Genomic DNA, 16,244 nt, shown 5'->3' with positions numbered 1-16,244 from the left:
AAACCCGGCTGGTCACCCGCGCCGGGCGATAGTGACGGTGCACGTAGGTCCGACGATGGCCGAAGCGGCGTGGCCAACCCGGCCTCCGCCAGCACGGCGTTGAGGCGGCGCGCGGCCGCGGGTTCGTCGGGCAGCTGCGCGGCGATGCCGCACAGCTGCGGATTTCCCTGGCGCAGCAACCGTTCCGCGACCCCGAGCTCGGGGTCGAGCGCGTGGAACGGCGGCACGACCGCGTGCTTGCGCACCTCAGCCGACGACCACGACGCCCATGGACCGGGCGGTGCCGGCGATCGTGCGCATCGCCGCCTCGACGTCGGAGGTGTTGAGGTCCGGCAGCTTGCGCTCGGCGATCTCGCGCAGCTGCTGCGTGGTCAGCTTCCCGGCGACCTCGTGCCCGGGCCGCGACGAACCCTTGTCCCCCAACGCCTTCTTGATGAGGAACGACGTCGGGGGCGTCTTGAGCCGGAGCGCGAAGGAGTGGTCCTCGAACACCGAGACGACCACCGGCACGATGTCGCCGCGCTGGCCCGCCGTGGCCGCGTCGTAGGCCTTCTTGACCTCGACGAGGTTGATCCCGGTCTGCCCCAGCATCTTGCCGAGGTCGACGACCGGGGCGTTGCCCGCGGTGAGCTCGAGGGTGACCTGGTGGGTGAGTTTCTTCGGAGCCATGCCCCGAAGCTAGAGTCTCCAGTTACTGGAGGGTCAACTTCAATCCAGTGCCTCGACGCCGGCCTTGTGCCGCTTCGCCAGGTCCTGGTAGACGGCCGCGTTGTGCTCGACCCACAGCCGCGCGGAGTCGGTCAGCGGGACGAACTTCTTCGCCGGGCTGCCCATCGCGACCACCTCGGACGGCACCTCGGTACCCGGCGTCACGGTGGCCCCGGCCGCGACCAGCGTCCGCTCGCCGATCTTGGCGTCGTCCAGCACGGTCGAGCCGTTCCCGATCAGCGCCTGCTCGCCGACCATGCAGTCGTGCACCAGGCACTGGTGGCCGACGGTGACGTTCCGGCCGATCTCGCAGACCTTGCCGACGTTGACGTGCACGACCGAGTTGTCCTGGATGTTCGCGCCCTCCCGGACGACGATCTTGCCGAAGTCGGCGCGCAGGACGGCGCCGTACCAGACGGAGGCGTCCTTCTCGACGACGACGTCGCCGATGAGGGTGGCGGTGGGGGCGATCCAGGCGTCCGGGTGGACCTGCGGGCTGCGCCCTTCGAACGAGAACAGAGGCATGCCCGCACCCTAGACCGCGCGGGCCCCCTTCCCCGGCCGAGCGGGGAAGGGGGCCGTTCGCAGGCCGCGGCCGGGGCTGCTGGGGGTCAGCCGGTGATCGCGGCGTTGATCAGGATGTCCACGGCCTGGTCGTTGCGCGTGGTCTGCGGGCCGATCTGGGTGTCGCGCGGGTAGAAGCCCGGGCTGCTGCCCTTCGGGTACATCTCGAAGGTGAAGCTCCAGATCTTGTGCGTCGCCCACATCCAGTCGTTGACGCTGCCGTCGGTGATGTAGAGGTCGCTGGACTGCTCCGGCGTGTAGCCGTTGGTCGCGGCCATCTGCCGGCCGAGCGACTGGAACTTCTGCGCCTCCGCCGCGGTCAGGCCGGGCGCGGTGTCGGCGTAGGTGTAGCCGAACGGCCAGAGCACCAGCTCGGAGTAGGTGTGGAAGTCGATGTGCGTCTTGATCTGCTGGACGCCGCCGACGACCCGCGAGTTCACCCAGTTCGAGACCGCGCGGGTCTCGGGTGCGGAGAACGCCGCCGTGCCGCGGTAGGTCTCACTGGACGTCTGGCCCGACGAGCCGCCGCAGCAACCCCACTTGTAGCCCCAGTTGCGGTTGGTGTCGGTGCCGGGGCCCTGGCGGTTCTTGCGCCAGCTGTGGAACGTGCCGCCGGAGATGTCGTACTCGGAGCCGTCCGGGTTGACGCTGGGGAGCACCCAGATCTCGGTGCTGTCGACCAGCCGCTTGATCGCGCTGTTGGTGGCGTACCCGCTGGTCAGGCGGTCGACGATGTGGAGGCACATCTCGGTGGTGAGGTGCTCGCGCGCGTGCTGGTTGCAGGTGAAGAGGACCTCGGGCTCGTTCTCATCGGTGGCGGCGTTGTCGCTGATCTTGATGAGCGACAGGGCACGGCCTTCGTACGAGTTCCCGGCGCTGCCGAGCTTGGTCAGCGACGGGTAGTTCGCGACGGCTTTCTGCAGCTCGGTCTGCGTTTCCGCGTAGGTGTGGTAGCCGGTGTAGCCGGCCGGGAAGTCCAGGACGGCCGCGGTCCCCTGCGGCCGGTTGACCTTGCCGAGCGCCTTGACACCGAAGCCCTGCGCGCGCAGCTGGGCCGCTTCGCCGGGGTTGGCGATGACGGTGGTCGTCGCGCCCTCGGCGTCGAGGATGTCCGCGCCGGTCCGCGCTATTGCAGTGCGCTGCTGGGCGGTGGCGGCACCGGTCACCTCGTACACCTGCGGGCCGTCGGGCTGGGCGGCCCCGGCCTGGCCGCCGGTGGTGAGCACCAAGAGGGCGGCCGCGGCCGCTGCCATGCACGTTCGTGTGCGCATCACGTCTCCTGCTCTCGGGGGTTCCTCGACCTTGGCGGGAGCCGGACGTAGCGCACAATCCGGAGCAGTACGGATCTATTGGCGGTTTCTACCCGTAGTTCGCGAAGCAGAGCGCCTCGATGTCGGCACGCAGCGTGGCGAACGGCCGCGGGCGCACCCGCTGCTGGACGACCGTGCCCAGCAGGTACGACAGGAGCGCGCGGGCCCGGGCGCGCGGGTCGTCGACGTCGAGCGGGGCGAGGAGCTCGGCGAGCAGCTCGGTGAGCGAGGTCAGCATGACGTCGATGGCCTGCGGGTGCTGCGCGCGTCCGGCGGCGATCCAGTACTCGAACCAGAGGAAGGCGGCGTTCGGGTTCGCGGCGAAGACGCTCAGGTACTCCTCGAGGACGGCGAAGAGCCGCTCGCGGGGTTCGTCGTGCTTCGCGGCGACCTCGCGCAGGCCCGCGGCGAAGGCGGTGATGTGCGCCGCCATCGCCCGATCGATGAGGACGTCGATGTCGGCGAAGTAGTAGTGGATCGCGCTCTTGGTGAGCGGGCCGGCGTCGGCGATGGCCCGGACGGTGCACCCGGCGAGCCCGTCGCGGGCGAGCACGATGCGGGCGGCTTCGACGATCTGTTCCTGCTTGGCCAGCTGGTTCGGCGAGAGCTGCTCGCTGCGGCCGGGGACTGCGCTCACGGTGATTCTCGTTACCTTCTTCCTGGACGCCGGACCCCAAACCCTAGGGCAGACGTCCTGTGGGTGGCTTTCGGGTGAAAAACCGGATTGGCCACCCCGGTCCGCGCAGCGGACAATGCCCGGCATGGTGATCTCAGGGGACAAGGGGCTCAGCCCGGCTGCGCGCAGCCAGCTGGAGAAGGAAATCGCGAACTTGCGCGCGCAGCGGGAAGCCCTCGCGCCGCAACCCGGCGAGCAGGAACGCACCGGGGACGCGGCGGACCAGGCGGACGTGATCGACCGGGCGGAGGCCGCGGCCCGCCTCGACCGCCAGATCGCCGACCTGGCGGCCAAGATGGAGCACGGCGGCTACGGCAACAGCCAGCTCCCGGACGGCACGGTCGTCTCCTTGCGCTTCTCCGACGGAGACGAAGAGACGTTCCAGGTGGTGACGGTCCCGGGCGAGGACGCGGACGCGATCACCTCGGACAGCCCCCTGGGTCTGGCCCTGGTCGGCGCCAAAGCGGGCGACGAGATCACCTATCGAACCCCCCGCGGCGACGCCACGGCCACGGTGGTGAAGCTGACCCCGCCGAAGTAGGCAGGTCGCCGTCCGAAGGGCCTGGGCCCTTCGGACGGCCTCAGGCCTGCACCGGGTAGTGGAGGACGACGGCACCGCCGGTGGCGTAGTTGGCCACATCGGCGGCGACCCGCAGGCCTTGCGGAGACTCCCTCGCGGCGGTCATCGCCGCGGCATCGGCGAAGTCGGCTTCGAAGATCGCGAAGTACGGAGACGGCCCCTGCGTCGCGGCCACGTCGAAGCTGTACCGCCACGCGAGCAGCCCGGGCATCTGAGCGACCAGCGGCAGGTGGTGGGTCACGTAGTACTCGCGGAAGTGCGCGGGATCGGCGGGTTCGGGATACAGGACCACCATCTTGTGCAAGAGAACCTCCATCCAGCGGCCGCTCACTTCGACCCGCACCAGACGAGTCAGGCCCCACCCGAGATGTCTCGGACGGGGCCTGATTTTCCTGAGCCGCCTAGGGGAATCGAACCCCTGACCTATTCATTACGAGTGAATCGCTCTGGCCGACTGAGCTAAGGCGGCGTGTCTCCGGCTTCCGCTGGCGACGTCGACAAGTGTAGCGGAAGCTGTGCGCGTCACTTTCCGGGGGGATCGTCGTTAAGGCCCTATGACGCCGGTCTCACTCCCCGGCCGACCCCACTTGGAGGCTCTGGCACATGCGGCGAAGACTGCCCCGCTCGGCGGCCCTGCCGGCGGCTGCTGCGTTGCTCCTGCTCAGCGCGGCGCCGGCGATGGCCGACCCGACCTATCCGACGACGCCGATTCCGCAGCCGGCGCATCCGGGGCAGGCGCCCATCTCCGCGCCGATCGGGCCGCAGCCGCTGGGGCAGGCCGTCGGGGATGCCGGGACCGCTCTCGGGATCATCCGGCTGCTGCCCAACGCCGTGCCGACCAGCACCATCCTCCCCGGGTTCGGGCAGACGCTGCCGAAGCAGTCCGCGCTCGAGGCGGGGATGGGCCTGTCGAGCGCGTCGGCGAACTCGGATGCCTACCTGAGCTACGAGAAGGCCATCGCGCAGGCGTCGCCGTTCGGGCTGTCCATCGGCGGGAACGCGCCGCAGACGCCGGGTAGCGTCGTGCAGACCGCCTTGCCCGACAACCCGCAGCCGATCACCGGTGGCCTCAACGCGCCGTCGAACCCGCTGCTCAACGTGGGCCTGCTCAACGGGAGCGCGCACGCGCGGTGGAGCGACTCGCTCGGCCCGTGCGTCGACACCATCGCCGACGCCAGCACGTCGGTGGCCAGCCTGTCGCTGCTGAACGTCGTGCCGTCGATGCCGAACCTCGGCCTGGACGCGCTGAAGCCGAAGCTCGACCCGAGCTCGCTGGCGAGCGGGTTCGACCTGACCAAGGGCCTGCAGAGCCTCGGCGGCCTGCTGCAGGGCGGCGGGCAGACGGCCGCGGACGGCAACGGTTCACTGCTGAGCCTGCCGAACACGCTGTCGTCGCGGTCGCAGGTGAAGCTGGTCGACATCCCGGGGTCGAAGAACAAGGCCGTGCAGTCGACGTCGACGCTGCAGGCCGCGGACATCGAGATCCTCAAGGGCACGCCGCTGGCGCTGAGCATCAAGGTCGCCAGCCAGCCGACGCTCAAGGTGACCTCCACCGGCGACGCGAAGACGTCCAAGGTCGAGTACACCGCGCCGGTGCTGACCATCGCCGCCGGCGGGAAGACGCTCTACACCCTCGACGCGGCGCACCCGACCAAGGACATCCCGATCGGGCTGCCGCTGAAGCCGCTGAGCGACCAGTTCGGCAAGCTCAAGGACCTGCCCGTTGTCGGCGGTCTCCTGGCGCCTCTCGAAGGTCCGGTCCAGCAGGTCGGCAACACCGCGGGCACCGTGCTCGACCTCGGCGTGCTGCGGTTGAGCATCGCCGGGCTGGACCAGAAGTCGGCGAACATGACCACGCCGTTCAAGGGGTTCCAGCTGGGCGCGTCGGCGCGGATGTTCGACCTGCAGCTGCTGCCGACGACCAAGCTCAAGAGCCTGCTGCCCGACGACCAGGCGAAGAACCTGCCGTCGTCGCTGGCCCAGCTGTCGCTCGGCGAGCAGATCGCCCGGGCGTACGCGCCCACCGGCGGCGTGATCTGCGGGACGGCGTCGACGCCGCCGCCCGCGGGTGGTGAGGCGCCGAAGGGGCCGGTGAAGAACCTGGCCTACACCGGCGGCGCGTACGACACCGTGCCGCTGTTCTGGACGGGCACCGCGATGCTGCTGCTCGGCGTGGTCATGGTGGCCGCGATGCCGGGCGGACGGCGGCGCCCGCTGGCCGTGGCCGTCGAAGAGAAGCCGTTCAAACCCTCGCCGCGTCCGCGCGAGTGACCCGAGGGGTGTGAAGGAGCCCCGCCAGGTACGCCTGGCGGGGCTCCTTCGTGTTCAGCCCTGGCGAAGCGTCGTGACCATCGCCTCGACGGCGATGCGCGGCTTCACGTTCAGCTCGATCGCCTCTCGGCACTCCAGCACCGCTTCGAGCCGGCGCAACGTCGACTCCGTCGTCCACGCCGACGCTGCTTCGCGGATCTGGTCGGCGTGGTCCGGGTGATTGAGCGTCGCGCCGGAGCGGGTCGCCGTCACCAGGACGTCGCGGTAGAAGCCGGCGAGGTCGACCAGCGCGAGGTCGAGCGTGTCGCGCTGGGTGCGGGTCGCGCGGGACTTCTGCTTCTTCTCCAGCTGCTTGACCGCGGCTTCGGCGGCTCGCTTGGCGCCCGCGACGCCCTTGCCGACGCCGTCGCCGCCCATCGCTGTCCGCAGCTCGTTGCGCTCGTCCTCGTCGCGGGCCTTGCTGGCCTCGCCCGCGTCCGCCTCGGCCGCGCTGATCAGCTGGTCGGCGCAGGTGAAGACGTCGCCCATCCGGCGGAGGCCGAGCGGGATCCGCAGCACCGTGGCCCGGCGCTGCCGCGCGGCCTCGTCGGTGGCGAGCCGGCGCGCGCGGCCGACGTGGCCGCCGCACACGGATGCGGCCCACTGCGCGCGTTCGGCGTCGACGTGGTCGCGGCGCATCAGCACGTCCGCGATCGCTTCCGGGGGCGGCGTCCGGAGCGTCACCAGGCGGCAGCGCGAGCGGATCGTCACCGAGACGTCTTCGGGGTGGTCCGACGGCGCGCAGAGCAGGAACACCGTGCGGTCCGGCGGCTCCTCGACGGCCTTCAGCAGGGCGTTCGACGCGCCTTCGGTGAGCCTGTCCGCGTCCTCGATGATCACGACCTGCCAGTTGCCGGTCGTCGGGCGCCGCGCCGCGGCCTGGACCAGCGCGCGCATCTCGGCGACCGAGATCGACAGGCCTTCCGGCACCACGAGCCGGACGTCGGCGTGCGTGCCCGCCATCGTCGTGTGGCAGCCGGGGCAGGCGTCGCAGCCGGTGCCGGTGCTGCACTGCAGGGCCGCGGCGAACGTCCGCGCGGCCACCGAGCGTCCGGAGCCGGGCGGGCCGGTGAGCAGCCAGGCGTGCGTCATCGCGCCGGGCGGCGCCGGTTCGCCGGCGATGATCTTGGCGGCCGCCGAAGCGGCCGCGCTCAGCGTTTCGACCGCGGGTTCCTGGCCGACCAGCTGGTTCCAGACGCCGATGCGTTCGGTCGTCGTCACTTCGCCTCCACGCGAGGCTCTTCCGGGGTCTCGACGGACAGGGTTTCCAGCGGGAGCGTCACCGGCTTCTCCGTCGTCGGCGCCAGCGCGGCCAGCCGTCCGACGAACACGGCGCGCAGCGCGGTGCGGATGCGCTCGGCGACCTCGAGGTCGGTGCCGTCGGCGTCGATCACGACGTACCGGTCCGGGTCGGCCGCGGCCATTTCGGTGAGCAGGTGCTGGACGCGCCACTGGTCGTTCATCGCGGCCGACTTGTCGCGCGGCGCCCCTGTCGGGGCAGCGTCCAGGAGGATGGTCAGGTCCGGGCGCAGGCGGCCGGTCGCCCAGTCGGCGAGGCCTTCGAGCTCGTCGCTGTCGAGCCCGGCGACGGCGGACAGGTGCGCCAGCGGCGAGTCGACGAACCGCTCCATCACGACCACCGAACCGGCGTCCAGCGCCGGCTGGACGTGCCGCTCCACGATGTCGGCCCGCACCGCCGCGGCGGCCAGCGCCTGGGCCCGCGCCCCGGTGAGCGAGGCGCCGGAGACGAGCGCGGTGAGCCGCTGGTCGTCGAGCGCCGGATCCGCGGCGACGACGACCGGCCGGGTGCCGCCGCGCATCCAGTCGGCGAGGTTGACGGCCTGGATCGCGGTGTTGATCGCGGTGGTTCCCTCGACGGCGATGAGGAAGCCGTTGACCCGCCGTGGCGTGCGGCGCAGCGCGTTGCGCAGGTCGGCGAGGATCGGCTCGGTGCGCTTGTCGTCCATCTGCCGGTAGGCGAAGAGGCCGGCTACCAGGGCGATCGCGGCGCCGCCGAGCATCACCGGGCGCGTGCCGTCGATGGTCAGCGGGTTGCCCCAAACGGTGATCGTGTGCCGCTGCACCGCGCCGACGAGCAGCGGCACGGTGACCGTGGTGCCGAACAGCACCAGCTTCATCATCAGCTGGTAGATCGCGTTGATCCGGCCGCGGATGGCGTCCTCGACGCGCGAGCCGATGATGGTCACGCCGGTGAGGAACGCCGTGCCGGCGCAGACGCCGACCAGCACCACGGCGATCAGCGAGACGGTCAGGTGCGGGGACAGCGCGACGAAGCCGAGCGAGATCGCGGCCGCGACGATCGAGAGGCCGAACAGGCGGTCGTGCGGGAGCCGGCGGGCGAGCTTGGGCGCGAAGACCATGCCGGTGGCGAGGCCGAGGAAGACGGCGAGGACGAGCAGGCTGAACGCGGAGTCACCGGCCCCCAGGCTGGAGGAGTACGGCTTGGCCGAGCCGATGACGGCGCCACCGGCGACGAACGCGCCGAACGCGCCGACGAGCAGCCCGCGCACGAGCGGCGTGCTGCGGATGAACCGGAAGCCGTCGGCGATCATCGCGCCGATGCCGAGCTTTTCCTCGTCGGCCTGCTTGACCTTCTGCTCCGGCAGCGCGTGGACGTTGCGCAGCGAGAGTTCGGGGATCCGCGTGGCGATGAGGATCGCGCTGGCCAAGTAGAGCAGGCCGGTGATGATGACGACCAGCTTGGCGATGTTGAGGCTCGGGTCGCCGGGGAACAGGTGGAACGTCGTGTTGACGCCGGTGATGACCGCGTTCGCGCCGGCCGCGGTGATGACGGCGAGGCCGTAGGTCATCACCATGCCGAGCTGGTTGGCCGTCTCGACCTGGTCGGGCCGGCGGAGCAGGTTCGGGACCGCGGCCTCTTTCGAGGGGATCCACATGCTGGAGGCGCAGCCGACGAGGAAGTTGCCGGCGAGCAGCCACCAGGGCGCGCTGACGATCGCGATGGACAGCAGGAAGCCGCACCGCAGCAGGTCGGCGACGACCATGACCTTGCGGCGGTCGAACCGGTCCGCGAGCAGCCCGCCGACCGGGGCGAACAGCAGCCCCGGGGCCAGGCCGGTCAGGACGACGCCGACGAAGGCGAAGTTCTGCGCGAAGTAGTTGTCGGTGAGCTTCGTGGCCAGGCCGGTGAGGGCCAGGATGTTCAGCCAGTCGGCCACGCTGCACAGGTACGTGACGCCCCAGAGGCGCCGGAACGGTTTGATCGCCAGTACCCGCCGGACCCGGTTGATCGTGGACGCCTCGGCGCCCGACGACGCACCCGGGCCGGCCCCGGGTACCGATCGCACGCCCTCGCTGATACGCCCACCCCACTAGTCACCGCGGTGCCGGGAGGGACCCGACCGTGAAGCCAGGGTAGCCCGATCGGCGTCTGGCGCGCGGGACGGCCCCGTGGTGCGAGGCGGGCGAGGACGCTAGTCGAACAGCCCCGTCACGCTGCTGACCAGGCTCGAAACCATCTCGATGGCGACGAAACCGAACACGATCAGCAAGGCGACGGCGAGCATGACACCGGCCGCGCTCGACGACGGCCGGTTGAACGCCGGCATCGACACCGAGGGCATCCGCGGCAGCCGCCGCCGCTTGACGGGCACGAGCTCGACGTCATCGACGTCTTCATCGGCCAGCGGCTCCTGCCGCACGGGCCGCATGATCTGCGGCGGCCTGGTCGGCCAGGTGCGCCGCCGCGTCCGCTGCCTCGGGAGCAGGCCCAACGGCTGGCCCTGGTTCAACGTCCCGGCCGGCGGGATCGCCTCGGGCGCCTTGTCCTCGCGGAGCGTCTCCTCGACCATCCGCCGCACGGCTTCCTCGTCCGGCTGCACCGGCCCAGCCACCGGGATGGCGATGGGCTCATGGCCATTCGGGACCGCGGTGCGCGGCTCGGGCGACGCCGTGACCAGCCCGGAGACCGGGTCCGCGAACATCTCGCCAGGTGTTTCGGACAGTGTGCCGTCGCGCTGAGTGAGCTCGGGGGCATTGAAGAAGGGAGCCTCACCGTTCGCGCTCATGGTGACCACCTCACTACTGAATGTCCTCGCCTTTCCAGGGTAGCGACGCAGGCGGATAACGCATCCGCCCAATGGCTCTGTCTCCAGTGGATGGTCGGTCACGCAGCGCAAGCCCGCACCCGAACCTCCTGAAGTGTCCAGTCCGACGGTCACCAGGTCGACCGCTGTTGGTGACAGATCGTAGTGAAACGGGTCACAGTGGCGGGTTGGGGTGGGGCGGCCAGGGGCTGGCCTTCGGGTGGCCAGTTCGGGGTCGGCGGAAAGCGCTCCCAGGCCGGGCCAGTGTGGCCCACCGCGCCCGCGCCGACCGGGGTAGGCGTTCTCCGCCCCCGCCTTACCTGCGGCCTTTGTTCAGGACGTCTCCTCCTGTCCGAGGTCGATCATCTTGCGGCACCAGTCGCGGAGCATGCCGCGGCTGAAGGGGCTCAGGACGAGCTGGCGGCGGCCCTCTCCTCGGTCGAGCGCGGCCAGGGCGAAGCGGCCCAGGTCGGTGTCGACCAGGACGAAACCGTGGTCCGGGAACTCTGCGCACAGGCCTCCGAAGGCCAGCATGTCCAGGACCGCCGTTCCCGATCTCGGGCGGACCAGCAGCTCTCGCATTGCTCCTACGTCGTCGTCTTGGCCGTCGTGGACCAGGCCGTCGTCGTCGACCGAGACCCAGATTGCTCGCGGGGAAGCGCCGAACGGGACGTCCGGTAGCTCGGCCACCAGCATCTCCGGCAGTTCCTCGAAGTCGGCCAGGTGGATCGCCGTGCGGCCGGGGAGCGAGCCCATCATGAAGGCGCGCTCACCGTCGGCGTAGCAACGGATGTCCGCCGTCTCCGGGCCGTCGTCGAACACGCCGCACAGGGCCGCACGAACTGAACCGCGCAGCATCAGCGAGACGACTTCGAAGCCGATCTCGTTGAGCTCGCCGTTCGCGCCGAACGGGGTGCCGTCGATCCAGGCGGCCCAGGCCATGTGGCGCTCGACCTCGGCCACCAGGTCCGCCGGGTCGTCCGACACCGGGCCGTGGACCAGGATGTCGTGGTCGCTGACGTCCGGGTTGTAGAGCCGGTCGACCGGCTCGCGGTCCGGCATTGCCGCCAGCACCGGGCCGGCCGCCAGCTCGAGCAGCTCCCGGGCCGCTGTGCGCTCAGCCATGCCGCCGCCTCTCGCTTGCATCCGGACCGGGCCTGGCACCCGAGCCGGGTGAGCGGGCCGCGCCATACGCGTCAGCCGAACGACGTGCGTCAGCCGAGCCAGCCACGCCGCCTGAGCGGCCTCCGCCAGCCGACCTGACCTGGCGACCCGTGCCACCGGCGGCAGCCTGGTGGCCCGGGCCGCTTGGGGTGGGCGGGGTTGGGCTTGGGTCGGCTGAGGGGCGGGGCTCTGGGATGCCGCTGTTCAGCTCCGCCGCCGCGAGGATTGCCTCCCGGACCGTCAGGTCCTTCGAGGCCGCCGCTACCACCCTGTCCACTCCCTCGCCTGCCGTCTTTCGGACCTCCCCTTGCTCACGCATGGCTCTGCACCGCCTCGACGATCCACTGCTCCGCCGTTCTCCGCGAGGCTGGGCCCCACGTCACCGTCCAGCGGCCGCTTCTGGCCACCGCGGCGCTGAACTGGTAGCGGCCAAGGTCGTTGTCCACCAGGCCGAATGCGCCGTGCGGGTACTCGGCCAGGATGGCGTTGCGCACCGCCAGGTCGACCAGGACCGTGCCCAGCCTCGGCCGGGCCGCGGACTGGCGGATCTGTTCGACCGCCCTCTCGCAGTGTCGCGGGATCAGGCCGCGCTCGTCCGTCTCGATGCGCAGGTGCTCGCCCGGCCCCGGTGCGCGGTCGGGCAGGCCGTCGAACACCCAGCCCGGCAGCTCGCTGAGGAAACCCGACCGCAGGCGCGCGCGGTTGCCCAGCTTGTGCAGGACCGTCGTGTAGTCCTCGTCGCCGAAGAAACGGACCTCCCACGGCTTCGCCCGCGCCGGGAAGACCCCGGTGACCACGCCGCGGATGAAGCCGCCGCGCAGCGCCCGGTACAGACCGACCGCCTCCGCCGTCACCTCACCGCCCGGGGCGAGGCCGATCGCGGCCATCCCCGCCACGAAACGCGTGTACTGCTCCACCTCGTCCGCAAGGCTTGACGCGGGCGCGGAGCGACGCCCCGGCAGCGGTCCGGTGTCCGCCAGCACCGGCGGGATCTCGAACTCGGGGTCGTAGAACTCCATCACCGAGGGCCGCTCCGGCACCTCGGCCGACAGCGGGGCGATGACCTCGTCGATGACGTCGAAGACGGCGACTGCGTTGCTCACCCCTCGATTGAACACCCTGGCACCGACAATTTCTCGCACATATGTTCGAGAGGGTGACATCGGTCGGTGAGCGGTCGGCGAGCGGCTCAGCCATGCTCCGGCACCCGCCCTTCGACGAACTCGGCGAGCCTCTCCACGGTCCCGGGCAGCCACCAGAGCCGGCGGTGGCCGCCCTTGGGTCTGCTCAAGGCCGCGAGGTGCCGGCCGCGGTCGTCGTCGACGAACGCCAGCATCTCCCACTGCGGCGGTGAGCCGTCGCGGTGGATGTCGAACTGGACGGTGCCACGCCGGGTCCGCCGCAGATCGTCCATCAGATCCAGGACGAGGCACTCCTGCTCGGGTTCGAGGACGCCGCGCTCGTCGGCGTCGAGGTACAGCCCCTCGCCCGGCACCGGCGGCAGCGGCGGCAGGCGCGTCAACGCCAGCCGCAGCAACTTCGCGACGCCGCCCGGCGAGGGCCCGGACAGGCTCAACCCGTCCCCGGCGACGCCGAACGCGGTCCGGTCGTCGAAGAACGCCGAGGTCCACGGTTCGTCGGACATCGCGACGGCCACGCCGCAGACGCCGCCGCTGCCCGGAAACTCGGGCAGCGCCTCCATCAGGTCCAGGGCGGTGGAACTGCCGGCGGCCGCCGCCCGGACCGGCTTCAGGATCTTGGTGGTCACCGTGTGCACGGTGCGTGGTGTGGTGGTCACGCGTTCATGAAACCCGGGACCACCGACAATTTCCCGAACATCCGTTCGAGGTGTCACCTGAAGGTGTGACGCCGAGGGCCTCCCCAGCAGAGGAGGCCCTCGGGTCTTACTTGGCCTTCGTCGCGGTCGAGCTCGAGCGCTTGGCCGTGGTCGCCTTCTTGGTCGTGCCCGCCTTGACCGTCTTCGCCGTCGTCGAAGCCGGCTTGCGCGCGGGCGCCTTCCGCTTCGGCGCCGGCCCCTTGGCCCGCTTCTCCGCCAGCAGCTCGGCCGCCCGTTCCGCGGTCAGCGACTCGATCTCGTCGCCCTTCCGCAGCGTCGCGTTGTATTCGCCATCGGTCACGTACGGGCCGAAGCGGCCGTCCTTGACCACCATCGGCTTGCCCGACACGGGGTCGTCGCCGAGCTCCTTGAGCGGCGGCTTCGCGGTGGCGGACCGGCCACGCTGCTTCGGCTCCGAGTAGATCTTCAGCGCCTCTTCGAGCGTGATCGAGAAGAGCTGGTCCTCGGTCGAGAGCGACCGCGAGTCCGTGCCCTTCTTCAGGTACGGCCCGTAGCGCCCGTTCTGCGCCGTGATCTCGTCGCCGGACTCCGGGTCCTTGCCGACCACGCGCGGCAGCGAGAGCAGCTTCAGCGCGTCGTCCAGCGTGATGGTCTCGATGTCCATCGACTTGAACAGCGAGCCCGTCCGCGGCTTCGGCGCCTTCGCCTTCAGCGCCTTCTTCTGCGCGGCCGTGGCGTCCTCGGGGATCTCGATCTCCGGCAGCACCTCGGTCACGTATGGCCCGAAGCGGCCTTCCTTCGCGACGATGTCGTGCCCGCTCACCGGGTCCGTGCCCAGCGTGCGGCCCTCCTGCGGGGTCGCGAACAGCTTCTCCGCGATCTCCTGCGTCAGCTCGTCCGGCGGCAGGTCCTCGGGGAGGTTCGCGCGCTGCGACTCGCCGTTGACCTCGCGCTCCAGGTACGGCCCGTAGCGCCCGACGCGGACCACGACCGTGTGCCCGTCGGCGTCGCTGAACAGCGGGATCGAGTTGATCTCCCGCGCGTCGATGTCCTCGACGCTGCCCTCGACCAGCTTCTTGAGCCCGCCCAGGCGGCCGATCGAGCCGTCGACGCCCATGTCGCCGCCGAAGTAGAACTTCGACAGCCACTGCGCACGTTGCTCGTCACCGGCCGCGATGCGGTCGAGCTCGTCCTCCATGCCGGCGGTGAAGTCGTAGTCGACCAGCCGCTCGAAGTGCCGTTCCATCAGGCCGATCACGGCGAACGCGACCCACGACGGGACGAGCGCGGAGCCCTTCTTCCAGACGTAGCCGCGGTCCTGGATGGTCTTGATGATCGACGCGTACGTCGACGGGCGGCCGATGCCCAGCTCTTCCAGCTTGCTGACCAGGCTCGGCTCCGAGTACCGCGCCGGCGGCGAGGTGGTGTGGCCGTCCGGGTTCAGCTCGGACGCCGTCAGCGCCTGGTCCTTCTCCAGCACCGGTAGGCGGCTCTGCTTGTCGTCGGCTTCGCCACCGGTCTCGGTGTCCACCGCTTCGACGTACGCCTTCAGGAAGCCAGCGAAGGTGATCGTGCGGCCCGAAGCGGCGAAGGTGCACTCCTCGCCCGAGGTCGCGTTGCCGACGATGCGCACGGACATCGTCGTGCCCTTGGCGTCCGCCATCTGCGACGCGATCGTGCGCTGCCAGATCATCTCGTAGAGCCGGAACTCGTCGGTGTCCAGCTCGCCCGCGACCTGGCCCGGCGTGCGGAAGACCTCGCCCGACGGCCGGATCGCCTCGTGGGCCTCCTGCGCGTTCTTGACCTTGCGCGTGTACTGGCGCGGCGTCGGCGAGACGTACTCCTTGCCGTACAGCTGCGTGGCCTGGCTGCGCGCGGCCGAGATCGCCGACTCCGACAGCGTCGTGGAGTCGGTACGCATATAGGTGATGTAGCCGTTCTCGTACAGCTTCTGCGCGATCCGCATGGTGCGCTCGGAGGTGAACCGCATCTTGCGGCCGGCCTCCTGCTGCAGCGTCGACGTCATGAAGGGCGCGTACGGCTTGCGCGTGTACGGCTTCTCCTCGACGCTCGCGACCTTGAAGTCACGCTGCTTCAGCGCTTCGGCCAGGCGCCGCGCGTCGGCCTCCGCGAGCACGCGGACCTCGGTGTTCGACGCCTTGAGCTGCCCGTCCGAGCCGAAGTCGCGGCCGGTGGCCAGGCGCGCGCCGTCGACGGCGACCAGGCGCGCCGGGAAGTTCCGCGGCGAAGCCTCTTCACCGGCGTCCATGGTCGCCGAGATGTCCCAGTACGACGCCGAGGTGAAGCGCATCCGCTCGCGTTCGCGCTCGACCACGATCCGGGTCGCCACCGACTGCACGCGGCCCGCCGACAGCTTCGGCATGACCTTCTTCCACAGCACCGGCGAGACCTCGTAGCCGTACAGGCGGTCGAGGATGCGGCGGGTCTCCTGCGCGTCGACGAGGTCGGCGTCCAGCTCGCGGGTCGAGTCGGCGGCCGCGCGGATGGCCTGCTCGGTGACCTCGTGGAAGACCATCCGGCGAACCGGGACCTTCGGCTTGAGCGTCTCGAGGAGGTGCCACGCGATGGCTTCGCCCTCGCGGTCGGGGTCCGTGGCGAGGTAGAGCTCGTCGACGTCCTTCAGCAGGCCCTTGAGCTCGGTGACCTTGGACTTCTTGTCCGGGGTCACCACGTAGAGGGCCTTGAAGCCGTTGTCGACGTCGACGCCGAGCCGCGCCCACGCCTCGCCCTTGTACTGGGCGGGGACGTCGGCGGCACCGCGCGGCAGGTCGCGGATGTGCCCGACGGAGGACTCGACGACGTACCCGCCGCCGAGGTAGGGCGCGATCTTGCGGGCCTTCGTCGGCGACTCGACGATGACCAGCCGCCGGTGCCCGGCGCCGTTGCCCGCCGCGGCTCCGTTCTTCTTGGTCCGTGCTCCTGCCACGCTGTCCTGCTCTCCGCTCATCTCGTCCCGCCGCCGCGGGACTGCACCACGTCCCTGCCAGGGCCCGTGTCTCGACCTGCCAGTGTGCACGCTGTTCCCGGCCGGACGGCGCGGAGGTGG

At 70.7% G+C, this 16,244-nt stretch carries 15 protein-coding genes and 1 tRNA gene; 2 read left to right on the top strand and 14 right to left on the bottom strand.

The features are described 5' to 3' along the window. The 5 genes from ACWDN5_RS04030 to ACWDN5_RS04010 form a co-directional block, all read right to left on the bottom strand. On the bottom strand, nucleotides 1-245 hold a 245-nt coding region (locus tag ACWDN5_RS04030; protein ID WP_449674310.1), incomplete at its 3' end, for a hypothetical protein. Between the two features lies 1 nt (nucleotide 246). Then, on the bottom strand, nucleotides 247-669 hold the full coding sequence (rplK, locus tag ACWDN5_RS04025) for a 50S ribosomal protein L11 (protein WP_449674308.1): 423 nt from the start codon (nucleotides 667-669) through the stop codon (nucleotides 247-249). Nucleotides 670-708: 39 nt separating this feature from the next. After that, nucleotides 709-1,233 (bottom strand): gamma carbonic anhydrase family protein, encoded by a 525-nt coding sequence (locus tag ACWDN5_RS04020; RefSeq protein WP_449674306.1) that lies wholly within the window; start codon nucleotides 1,231-1,233, stop codon nucleotides 709-711. Nucleotides 1,234-1,319: 86 nt separating this feature from the next. Further along, entirely contained in the window at nucleotides 1,320-2,525 is a 1,206-nt protein-coding gene (locus ACWDN5_RS04015) for a M14 family metallopeptidase (protein ID WP_449674321.1), read from the bottom strand. Nucleotides 2,526-2,631: 106 nt separating this feature from the next. After that, the gene (locus tag ACWDN5_RS04010; RefSeq protein ID WP_310969097.1) at nucleotides 2,632-3,219 is read right to left on the bottom strand and encodes a TetR/AcrR family transcriptional regulator; all 588 of its coding nucleotides are present in this window, start codon (nucleotides 3,217-3,219) and stop codon (nucleotides 2,632-2,634) included. 124 nt (nucleotides 3,220-3,343) lie between these two features. On the opposite strand from ACWDN5_RS04010, the gene ACWDN5_RS04005 reads away from it, so the two are divergent. Continuing rightward, the gene (locus ACWDN5_RS04005; protein ID WP_310969099.1) at nucleotides 3,344-3,799 is read left to right on the top strand and encodes a GreA/GreB family elongation factor; all 456 of its coding nucleotides are present in this window, start codon (nucleotides 3,344-3,346) and stop codon (nucleotides 3,797-3,799) included. 40 nt (nucleotides 3,800-3,839) lie between these two features. Here ACWDN5_RS04005 and ACWDN5_RS04000 read toward each other — a convergent pair whose 3' ends face one another. Together ACWDN5_RS04000 and ACWDN5_RS03995 are read right to left on the bottom strand one after the other, a co-directional pair. Then, nucleotides 3,840-4,133 (bottom strand): EthD family reductase, encoded by a 294-nt coding sequence (locus ACWDN5_RS04000; RefSeq protein WP_449674320.1) that lies wholly within the window; start codon nucleotides 4,131-4,133, stop codon nucleotides 3,840-3,842. Between the two features lie 100 nt (nucleotides 4,134-4,233). Beyond that, nucleotides 4,234-4,307, bottom strand: a tRNA-Thr gene (locus ACWDN5_RS03995). 134 nt (nucleotides 4,308-4,441) lie between these two features. Here ACWDN5_RS03995 and ACWDN5_RS03990 point away from each other — a divergent pair. After that, a complete protein-coding gene (locus ACWDN5_RS03990; RefSeq protein ID WP_449674304.1) occupies nucleotides 4,442-6,109 on the top strand; it encodes a hypothetical protein in 1,668 nt (555 codons plus the stop codon). Nucleotides 6,110-6,163: 54 nt separating this feature from the next. Here ACWDN5_RS03990 and ACWDN5_RS03985 read toward each other — a convergent pair whose 3' ends face one another. The 7 genes from ACWDN5_RS03985 to topA form a co-directional block, all read right to left on the bottom strand. After that, nucleotides 6,164-7,369, bottom strand: coding sequence for a DNA polymerase III subunit delta' (locus ACWDN5_RS03985; RefSeq protein WP_449674302.1), 1,206 nt, complete (start codon nucleotides 7,367-7,369; stop codon nucleotides 6,164-6,166). Continuing rightward, the gene (locus tag ACWDN5_RS03980; protein ID WP_449674300.1) at nucleotides 7,366-9,477 is read right to left on the bottom strand and encodes a bifunctional MFS transporter/dTMP kinase; all 2,112 of its coding nucleotides are present in this window, start codon (nucleotides 9,475-9,477) and stop codon (nucleotides 7,366-7,368) included. Before ACWDN5_RS03980 ends, ACWDN5_RS03985 begins: the two co-directional genes overlap by 4 nt. Before the next feature lie 126 nt (nucleotides 9,478-9,603). After that, nucleotides 9,604-10,197, bottom strand: a complete 594-nt coding sequence (locus tag ACWDN5_RS03975; protein WP_449674298.1) for a hypothetical protein — start codon at nucleotides 10,195-10,197, stop codon at nucleotides 9,604-9,606. Between the two features lie 351 nt (nucleotides 10,198-10,548). Continuing rightward, entirely contained in the window at nucleotides 10,549-11,340 is a 792-nt protein-coding gene (locus ACWDN5_RS03970) for a hypothetical protein (protein ID WP_449674296.1), read from the bottom strand. A gap of 350 nt (nucleotides 11,341-11,690) precedes the next feature. Next, nucleotides 11,691-12,482, bottom strand: coding sequence for an ESX secretion-associated protein EspG (locus tag ACWDN5_RS03965; RefSeq protein ID WP_310969134.1), 792 nt, complete (start codon nucleotides 12,480-12,482; stop codon nucleotides 11,691-11,693). Between the two features lie 86 nt (nucleotides 12,483-12,568). Beyond that, on the bottom strand, nucleotides 12,569-13,177 hold the full coding sequence (locus tag ACWDN5_RS03960; RefSeq protein ID WP_449674294.1) for a hypothetical protein: 609 nt from the start codon (nucleotides 13,175-13,177) through the stop codon (nucleotides 12,569-12,571). A gap of 106 nt (nucleotides 13,178-13,283) precedes the next feature. Further along, on the bottom strand, nucleotides 13,284-16,145 hold the full coding sequence (topA, locus tag ACWDN5_RS03955; RefSeq protein WP_310969138.1) for a type I DNA topoisomerase: 2,862 nt from the start codon (nucleotides 16,143-16,145) through the stop codon (nucleotides 13,284-13,286). Between the last annotated feature and the right edge of the window lie 99 nt (nucleotides 16,146-16,244).

Source organism: Amycolatopsis sp. NPDC003731 (assembly GCF_053586895.1).
Note: the sequence above shows the minus strand (reverse complement) of the source record. Positions and strands in the feature narration are given on the sequence as shown.